Origin of the sequence: Trinickia terrae (genome assembly GCF_005144415.1) — a bacterium.
Taxonomy (GTDB): domain Bacteria; phylum Pseudomonadota; class Gammaproteobacteria; order Burkholderiales; family Burkholderiaceae; genus Trinickia_A; species Trinickia_A terrae.
Genome location: NZ_SWJE01000008.1, coordinates 539,760 through 549,013, shown reverse-complemented (window position 1 = coordinate 549,013; position 9,254 = coordinate 539,760). Strand labels below are relative to the sequence as shown.

Genomic DNA, 9,254 nt, shown 5'->3' with positions numbered 1-9,254 from the left:
AGCGCGAGGCGATTCGTTTGGTATGCGATCACTTCGCCAGCCGCGATGCAACGCACGCCGTACGGCAAATCCAGGTGCTTGCCGGCCCCCTCCGCTGACACGTGAATGCCGCCATGCCACATCCCCGAGCTGCTCACCGCAAAGCTTCCGCTTTCCTCGTCGGCAAGCCACTCGTAGAACACGTGCTCGTCGACGATCTCCTTGCCCTTCGCGTCGCGGAACGGGAAGGCGAAATTGATCAACGGTGGTTCAGGATTCGATTGTGTCGTCATGCTTGGGTCCTGTTAGCTCGAAAAGCCACCTTTGATACGTTGCTGGAGTTCCTTGAGCGGAGCGCTCCCCCACTGCGGAAAAACAAAGCTCCCGCCATCCGCCCCATTCACCGTCAAATTGCCCCTCAGCTCGATCTCCCCCGCCGGACTCCCAAGAACGACCTTGCCGCCCGACAACTTGATATAAGCCCCCGACCCATCGCCGATCATGACGGCTTTGCGGCCTGTGATCGTGACCTCCCCCTCAGACGAACTCACCACCATGTCCTGCATCGACATCAGCTCCATCCCATCCCCTTGCGCCTGAATCTGCACCTTGCCTTTTGCCGCAAAGAGCCGGACACCAAGCTTCGCCGCAAAAAACGAAATCGCTTCGCCCGCGGCCATCGTGATGCGCTTCACCACACCGATATCGAGTCCCCCACCCGCGGTGACAAACATCTGCTTGCGAGCCGCCATTTGCATGTGCTGCCCGCTAACGATGCCGATTCCTTCCGGCGCGCTAGCCACAATGACCGGCCTCTTGAGTTGTTTTAGCTTCTGCTCGATAAGCGTGCGCTGCTGATCGACCTCGGCCAGCCACGCTTTAGCAGCGTCCGCGGAATCGTTGAGCGAGCGCAGGATCTCTTCGGCTTGCTGGAGCGTCGTATCCGCATCCGGCATCGCAAGCTGTTGACCAGCAGCCGCAGCCTGGGCCTCCGCGCTGAGCAGCACACCGCCGGCCCCCCTTGCGGCCAGAGGCCCATCCGTGCGCAACTCCGCCCCCCGCCCGCGCTCATTACGCTCCCCATCGACCATATGCCCAAGATTGAGCTCACTGGTCTGATAAGGCGTCGTCAGATGAATATGCTCGACGCCCCGCTTATCCTCCATCCGCATTTCGTTCTGCGCGGCGGTGCGGATCAGGTTGCGCGTGTGATTGAGGTTGTTGACCAGATCCTGATGCCGGCTGTCGTGCATCGCACCGATGATCACGGGCCGATCTGGATTCCCCTGCGTGAAGACGAGCGCCACCTCGGCCCCGTCGATGAACGGAAAGTGGTGGCCGTAATCGTCGCCGCTGTACGGCTTCGCGAGCCGCACCGGCCGGCTCGTCCCGCCCGGGCTCCATTCGTCCAGATCGAACGGCAGCTTGACGACGTACCAGCCTTCTTTGGTCAGATACGCATACGTGTAGTTACCCGGCGACGTAATACGCGCCGGTAGGATCCCTTCGATTGAAGGCCGCGCCGCCGGATCGACCTTCGGCCGCCAAACGCGATCTGAAGGAATCGCCTCGAACGTGCACCAGTACGTCTCGCCGCGCCCGCCGCTCGACTCCACCGACGTGATCAAGAGCCCATGCGGCGCATCTGCCGGATTCACATCGAGCCTCATCACCTCGCCCGCTTCGAGCGAAAACGGGTTGCCCGTGCCCTTGTAGCCGATCTGCTCCGCGAGATACGCCTCATGCCGCAGCCTGGCGATCCGCTGTCCTTCCTCCGGCGTCTCGTAGTGCTCGCCCCAGCGGTAATCGACCGCGTTCGTGGTCTTGTCGCCGCGCGCGGCGTTCTCCTCCACCAGCAGCGACACATCCGCCTGCCGGTGGTTGTAGTCATTGAGCCGCACCGCCTCGGGCACGCGCCGGGTGCGCTTCTCGAGCGTCTTGATCGCTTCGGCGCCTGAGCTCTCAAGCCCGGAATCACGCCTGAACGGCACCGTGCGCTGGTTGCGTGCGTAAGCATCCAGATCGTCGCCAAAAACGATCACCGCGCCGTCTTCTTTCTGCTCGAAGCGAAACCAGATCCCTTCCTCGGCGGCAATGCGCCGAATGAAAGCAAACGTCGTTTCGTGATACTGCGTGACATACTCGCGCCGCTTGTACGTGTGGCGCAGCTTGAACTGAAAGTCGACGCCCGCGCGGAATTCATAGTGCCGCAGCACGCTATCGATGATCTCGTCCACCGGCTGCTGCTGAAACAACCGGCTCGTCACCGTCCGGTCCAGATCGGCCAGCTTCGGCTCGAGCACCACGCGATACCGCGTCTCGTCAGCCGAAGCCCCGACCTCGTCGAACTGCGTGACAACCCCGTGGACCGTACGCGCCGGCGGCATCGTGCTGAACTGCTCCGCGTTCTCCCCGAACATCTTGCGCAGGTACGCCAGGTTCGGATCGATCGGGTCGACGATGAACTTCGCCTGCCGTCCGAGCACCTGATCCATCGGAATGCCCGCCACAGGGCTCGTGAACTCTATCTCGTAGCGATACAGCTCGCACAGCGCGTCTCGCGCGGTGAACTTCGATACCGAGAACGGCGCCGGGTGCGGCGCCAGCTTCAGCTCATAAGCCTGGGAAGGCAAAACCATCGACATGCGAATATCCCCTCAAGCACGCATCGTGTCATCGCCGACAGCGCCGTGACGGCCATCGCACCGCCCCGGCGCCCCACATCAGCAAACGCCTGTCAGCCCTTGGCCTTCGGCATCTGCGACACCAGCGACAGCCCGATATCCATCCCCTCCACCTGGAAGTGCGGCACGATGAAGAGCTTGATGCGGAAGAAGCCAGGGTTGTCGTCGATGTCCTCGACAGTCACCTTCGCCTCGCGCAGCGGGTGAGAGGCCTGCAGGTCGTCGCCCGGATCGGTCATCTCGGTCACGAGGTTCTTGATCCAGTTGTTGAGCTCGAGCTCGAGCAGGCGCCGGTCCTTGGTCGTGCCGATGTTCTCGCGCTGGATCAGCTTCAGGTAATGCGCGATGCGCGACAGCAGGAAGATGTACGGCAGGCGCCCGTTGATGCGGCTGTTGGCAGTCGCTTCCTTGGTGTCGTACAGGGCCGGTTTCTGCGTCGAGTTCGCCGAGAAGAAGCACGCGAAATCGTGGTTCTTGTAGAACGAGAGCGGGATGAAGCCCAGGTTCGCGAACTCGAACTCGCGCGTTTCGGGGATCAGCACTTCGGTCGGAATCTTGGCCTGGTAGCCGGTGCCGAGGTCGTACAAGTGCACCGGCAGGTCTTCGACCTTGCCGCCCGCCTGCGGGCCGCGGATCTGCACGCACCAGCCGTTCTTGATGAAGCTCTGCACCATGTTCGCCGCGAACGCAAACGACGCATTCACCCACAGGTAGCGGTCGTGATCCGGGCCCGTCACCGCTTCCTGGTAGTTGAAGCTGCGCACCGGCTTCGTATCGGGGCCATACGGCAGCCGGCCCAGCACGCGCGGCATCGTCAGGCCGATGTAGCGCGCGTCGTCGGTATCGCGGAAGCTCTTCCACTTGATGTACTCGGCGCGATCGAAGTAGTTGCCGATGTCCTGGATCGCGGCGACCTCCTCCATCGTCTCCTTGCCGAAGAACTTCGGCCCCACCGCGCCGACGAACGGCATGTGCGCGCTGGCCGCCACCTTCGAGATGTTGCGCAGGAGCGCCACGTCCTGCGGCGAGTTCGTGAACTCGTAGTTCGAGATGATCGAGCCGATCGGCTCGCCCCCCGGCGTGTCGTACTCCTGGATGTACGTGTGGCGGTAGAGGCCGCTCTGGATGATCTCGGGCGTGTCTTCGAAGTCCTGCTGCAGCGCTTCCTTCGAGACGTCGAGCACTTCGACGCGTACGTTCTTGCGGAAATCGGTGCGGTCGACGAGGAACTTCAACCCGCGCCACGCGGCTTCGATTCTCTGGAACTGCGGCGAGTGCATGACCGCGTCGAGCTGGCGGCTGATCTTCTGGTCGAGGCAGTCGATGTGGAAATCGAGCAGCGTCTTGTCGAGGCGGTCGACGGGCTTGCTCGCCTCGCCCACCATCTTCAGGAATACGCTCACCGCGCGCGCGAGGCGCTCATCGGCAGGGGATTCGGAAAGCAGGTCGCTATCCTGGAACGCCTCGAGCGGGCGAGCGGATCGCACCGGCTTGAGGTTGATCTTCTCGCACAGCGACTCGTAGACGCTGGCGTTCTCAAGCACGATCGTCTCGGTCGTGCCGGCTTGCTGGGTTTCGTTCTGGGTCATGAGCTGTCCTGGGTTGCGGTCCTCCAACGCGGGTCGAAGCGGCGCGCGTCTTGCCGGACGGAGGAACTTGCTGCGAACTGTTTTGCGTATCGGGTAGAGGTTTTCCTCTAGCATCGTTCCGGCGTCAGGCGTCCTGCGGGCGCGGAGCCGATTCCGTGGCGATGCGTTCGAGGTCCGCGCGCAGGCTTGCCGAGAGCGCCTGATCCTTGAGGATCTTCTCGAGCTCTCGGCGGAACGTCGCGTTGTCGAGCAGGTTCGACTTGAGGTCGCGCAGCAGATTGCGCATCGCGAGAAGCGCCTGCAGTTCCGGGATCTGGCGCGCCACGGCCTCGGGCTCGAAGTCCTTCATCGACTTGAAGCGAAGCGCCACGCTCGTGTCCGAGCCGCCGCCCGCGAGCGTGTTCGGCACGGCGATGGTGGCCTGCGGGTTGAACTCGGCGAGCACGGCGTCGAAGTTGTTCTTGTTGATGTCGATCTTCTTGCGCTCGGCGAGCGGCGCGTGCTCCTTGCCCGCGCTGTAGTCGCCCATCACGAGCAGCTTGAGGGGCAGCTCGATGCGCTTCTGCGCGCCGCCGGTGTGCAGGTCGAGGCTGATGTTGACGCGAGCTTTCGGGATCTCGCGCTGAAAACTGTCCGCCATGAATGGCTCCTCTCTAAATTAGTTCTACCAATGACGATTGCCGAAGAGCGGTCTGTCGTATTCGCTCGTCCCGTCCGAACCGCCGCTGAATGACGGCGGCGCACCCGCGGGAGACGCCCCGGCATGCCGCTCCGGCTGCCCGCTTTTCATCCGCACCGATAAAGCGAACGCGAATTAAACCTTTTAATCGGTCCACTCGTCAAACTGGAAATCACATGAAATCGTGAAAAACCGTTAAACCCGACAACAACCGCCTCTCATTAATTGACCGATATCAAGGCAATTTTTAAGAGATTCATATAACCGTGCACACAAACACATCTCCGCCCCAAGCCCCCATAAACAAATGGTTTACACCAACACAATCCCAAATTAAACCCAATCCGAATAATTCACCTATATCTTAAAAATAATCCAAAATACGGCAATTAATTTCATATAGACGAATCACCGCAAATCGTGTTTAAAATCCGCACTCTCTCGATTGCCACCCATTCAAACGATAATCGTATGCGGACGTTCAAACCGCTTTGGCACGAAGGCTTGATCCTTACGCCGCAGCACTTTCAGCAGCAGGAACAGTGGTTACAGTTCGCGCATCGGCAGCTCGCGTCGATGACCGCCGCCGAGCCTTGGGGCGTGCTCGATGTCGAAATCGACGAAGAAGCGCTCGCGGCCGGCCGGCTGAAACTCACACGCCTGAAGCTGCGCCTGCCGGACGGCACGCCGATCGATACCGCCGTTGCCGACGTGTTGCCGCCCGCGCGCGATCTCACACGCGACATTCCGGCCAACCGCAAAAGCCTGACCGTCTTCGCCGCGCTCCCGCTCGTCAACGCGGACGGCGGCAACTGCCGCTTCGACGAAACGTCGCTCGCCCGTCCGCGCCGCTATTTCCGCGAGTTCGTCGAGGTGCCCGACTTGCACGGCACGCAAGCCGAGGAGCTATCGGTCGAGCGTCACGCGCTGCATCTGCTGTTCGACTACGAGCCGCATGCCGACGACGCCGTATGCGCGATCGCCCGCATCACGCGCACCGCACCAGACGTGTTCCAGCTCGATCCCGCGTTCGTTCCGCCGTGTCTTGCGTTGTCGGGACACCTTCGGCACCGGGAGCGCATCGAGCGCCTCTCGGAGATCCTGCTTTCCAAAAGCAATGCGCTAGCGGCACGGCGCGGCGAGCGCATCGAGCAGGTCGCCGAATTTGGCGTCGCGGACGTCTCGCTGTTCTGGCTGCTGCATTGCATTCACACGCACTGGCCCAGGCTCGCGTTCCTCGCCAAGCATCCGCAACAGCCGCCCGAGCAGCTCTACGACGTGCTCGCCTCGCTCGCGGGCGCCTTGATGACGTTCTCCACGGGAACGACGCTCGCGGCCCTGCCGATGTACGAGCATGCGCGGCAGGATGAAATCTTCGCGCAGCTCGAAACACTGATCCGCGATCTGCTCGACTCGGTCATCCCGTCGCGCGTGATTCCGATCGGCCTCACGCAGAAGAGCCCGACGACGTGGACCGGCCAGTTCATGGACGACCGCCTGACGGCCGGCGCCGACTACTACCTCTCGGTCAACGCCAGGCTGCCCGCCGCGCAGTTGATCGAGCAGATTCCGCAGCTCTGCAAGATCGGCGCGCCCGACGACATCGGGCACATCGTCAATTCGGCGCTCGCGGGCATTCCGCTCAAGGCGGTGCAGCGCGTGCCCGCGGCCATTCCGGTGCGACTGGAGAACCAGTATTTCGCGCTCGACGCGAGCGCCGCTGCGCATGCCCGCATGCGCGAGGCGCGTGCGTGCCAGATCTATTTGCCCGCATCGGTGCCGGACGTATCGCTCGAACTGTACGCGGTGCTGACAACATGAGCGACGTCATGAAGAACAGCTTCATCGAAGGCGGCGGATCGGCCGCGCGTGGCGGTCATGCATCGATGCGCGACATGCTGCGCGACGCGGCGCTGCTCGTGGCGACGCTCGCGCAAGGCGGCGTCCCGGCCTATTCGGTGGCGGACCTGCGCAAGCACTGCCGGCAGCTCGTGCACGAATTCGACTCGGCCCTGGAGGCGCGGCGCGTGGCTCCCGCCGTCAAGGACGAAGCCGTCTACGCGCTGTGCGGCTGGCTCGACGAAACGGCGCTCACGTACCTGCCGTCCGAAAGCAAGCCGGAATGGGACGCTCATCCGCTGCAGGTCGAGCGCTTCGGCAATCACCATGCGGGCGAGCGCATCTATGAACAACTCGAGTCGCGCATGCGCGAAACGCCGCCGAATCTCGAGTTGCTCGAATGCTACGCGGCGATTCTCGGCCTTGGCTTCAAGGGACGCTATGCGCTCGACGGCGAAGGCAAGCACGCTGCGTTGGCCGCTTCGCTCACTGAGCTGCTGGTCCGGGCGCAGCCTGCGCGCGACCGCGCGTTCATCGTCGAGCGGGGCGCGGCGAGCGGATGGAGCCGGCTGTATCGGCTCTCGCCGTGGGCCGTCGCGGGAATGGCGCTGGTCGTCGCGGGGCTCGTCTACGTGGTGTGCAGTCACGGGCTCGACGCGCAGCTCGCTTACGTGATCGCCCGGAAGATGTAATGGACGACGCTCGCTCTCACTCGCCGGACGGCCACGCTCCGCAAGACGCCGCTACGGCGTCCGGGCTCGGGCCGCTCGGCTATCCCAGACGGTCGATCGTCGCGCTTGCGGCAGCGCTCGCGATCGCGCTGGCACTCGGCGTGCTGCCGGTCGGACGCGGCACTGCCGGGTCTATCTCCGCGCTCGCATTTGCCATCGGCGCGGCGCTGATCGTCTGGTATTCACTTCGCGACCGGCGCGTCCGGACTCAAAGCGCCGCCGTGCTGACCGCGCTCGGCGCAACCACGTCCGATTTGCCGGTGAGCCTGCGCACGCGGATGCCGCTCGTGATGGTGGTGGGTGACGGTCTCGCGAATCTATTCAATCGCGCTGAAACAGAGGAACGCCTCGCGCATGTCGGCGATGGCGCGATCTGGCTGCGCGTCGACCGCTCGCAGGATCTGCCGCCACTCGCGGCCGCCGTGCGCGAATGGCGCGACGGCCGAGCGCCCGATGGCGTCGTGCTGGCGCTCGCGCCGGCCTGCTATCGGGACGAAGATGCGCTCGCGCAAGGCTTGCGCCTGATCCGCCAGGCGTCGAGCGATGCCTCGCGCCTGCTCGGCGAGCGGCTGCCGGGCTACCTCGCCGTCTTTCAGCGGCTCACGCCGGCTACGCCCGCCGACGCGCCCGCGTGGTATGGCGTATCCGCAGACAAACCGCTTCACGATGCGAGCTGCCTCGAAACCGTCCTGCGCGCCGTCGAGACGGAAGCGCGCGGCACGGCAAACCCGGCCGACGCGTGGCGCGCCGCAAGTCTCGCCGCACTGGCCGGCTGGACGCAGCGCGTGGTCGTTGCGGCGCTGCACGACCGGCGTCAGCCCGCCGCGCCATGGCCGCTTCATGGTCTCGCCTGGATCGATTGCGGCCCGGCCGCCAGCGCGCTCACGCCTTGGGGCGCCGCCGTCACCGAGCGCACGCGGCTCGCCACGCCCCTATTCGCAGCGACGCCTGCGCCATGGCCGCTGCCGCAGCCGCTCATCGACGCTTTGCCCGGGCGCGCCTGGATCTCGCCCAGAATCAAGGCGCTGTCGCATGCGCTCGCCATCGTCGGCATCGCCGCCGCCATGGCGTTCTGGGGCGCGGCACGAAACAACGAAACGCTGCTTGCGCAAGCCGGCGCGAACCTGCAGCGGTTCGCGTCGATCCCCGCCGATCACGACGCTGCTCGCCGCGACGCCCTGCGCGCGCTCACCGCGCAACGCGACCAGCTCGACCGCTATCAGCGCACCGGCGTGCCCCTGCGGCTCGGGTTCGGCATGTATCGCGGCGCGGCGCTGCTGCCTGCGTTGAACGAAGCCATCGCGTCCTACCAGCCGCCGCCTCCGCCGCCCGCGATCGTCACGCTCGACAGCATGTCGCTGTTCGACACCGGCAAGGCCAGGCTCAAGCCCGGCTCGACGCGCGCGATGGTCGGCGCGCTCGAGATGATCAAGACCAATCCGGACAAGCGCATCCTGATCGCGGGCCATACGGACAACGTCGGCGGCGCCGCGAGCAATCAGCGCCTCTCGGTCGCGCGCGCCGCCGCCGTGCGCGACTGGCTGATGGAGGCGTCCGCCATGCCGGAGTCGCGCTTTGCGATTCAGGGCTACGGCGCGGCGCGCCCGATCGCGGACAACGCCGGAGCCGAGGGCCGCGCGCGCAACCGGCGCGTCGAGATCACGCTGATTCCCGATTCGCCCGGCGCCTGACGCCGCTGCTTCGAGCATCCCCCGGGAGCAGCATTTTCCGGAAACCTTTGCAGTACCAACCA

At 64.4% G+C, this 9,254-nt stretch carries 6 protein-coding genes and 1 pseudogene; 3 read left to right on the top strand and 4 right to left on the bottom strand.

Annotation, left to right across the window (positions count from 1 at the left end; genetic code table 11):
* The 4 genes and pseudogenes from FAZ69_RS17545 to tssB all read right to left on the bottom strand — a co-directional run.
* Positions 1 to 272: pseudogene (locus tag FAZ69_RS17545) on the bottom strand (chitinase); the annotation flags it as partial.
* A gap of 12 nt (positions 273 to 284) precedes the next feature.
* Positions 285 to 2,624, bottom strand: coding sequence for a type VI secretion system Vgr family protein (locus FAZ69_RS17540; protein ID WP_136896315.1), 2,340 nt, complete (start codon positions 2,622 to 2,624; stop codon positions 285 to 287).
* Between the two features lie 92 nt (positions 2,625 to 2,716).
* The gene (gene tssC / locus FAZ69_RS17535) at positions 2,717 to 4,252 is read right to left on the bottom strand and encodes a type VI secretion system contractile sheath large subunit (RefSeq protein WP_136896314.1); all 1,536 of its coding nucleotides are present in this window, start codon (positions 4,250 to 4,252) and stop codon (positions 2,717 to 2,719) included.
* 124 nt (positions 4,253 to 4,376) lie between these two features.
* The gene (gene tssB / locus FAZ69_RS17530) at positions 4,377 to 4,892 is read right to left on the bottom strand and encodes a type VI secretion system contractile sheath small subunit (protein ID WP_136896313.1); all 516 of its coding nucleotides are present in this window, start codon (positions 4,890 to 4,892) and stop codon (positions 4,377 to 4,379) included.
* 510 nt (positions 4,893 to 5,402) lie between these two features.
* Between tssB and tssK the strand changes: the two genes are divergently transcribed.
* Genes tssK through FAZ69_RS17515 form a run of 3 tightly spaced genes read left to right on the top strand, consistent with a single transcriptional unit; the run spans position 5,403 to position 9,192 of the window.
* Positions 5,403 to 6,752, top strand: coding sequence for a type VI secretion system baseplate subunit TssK (tssK, locus tag FAZ69_RS17525; protein ID WP_136896312.1), 1,350 nt, complete (start codon positions 5,403 to 5,405; stop codon positions 6,750 to 6,752).
* Positions 6,749 to 7,462 carry a DotU family type IV/VI secretion system protein gene (locus FAZ69_RS17520; protein ID WP_240702288.1) on the top strand — a complete coding sequence of 238 codons (714 nt, stop codon included), beginning with the start codon at positions 6,749 to 6,751 and terminating at the stop codon, positions 7,460 to 7,462. Before tssK ends, FAZ69_RS17520 begins: the two co-directional genes overlap by 4 nt.
* Entirely contained in the window at positions 7,462 to 9,192 is a 1,731-nt protein-coding gene (locus tag FAZ69_RS17515) for an OmpA family protein (RefSeq protein ID WP_136896311.1), read from the top strand. Before FAZ69_RS17520 ends, FAZ69_RS17515 begins: the two co-directional genes overlap by 1 nt.
* Positions 9,193 to 9,254 lie beyond the last annotated feature (62 nt).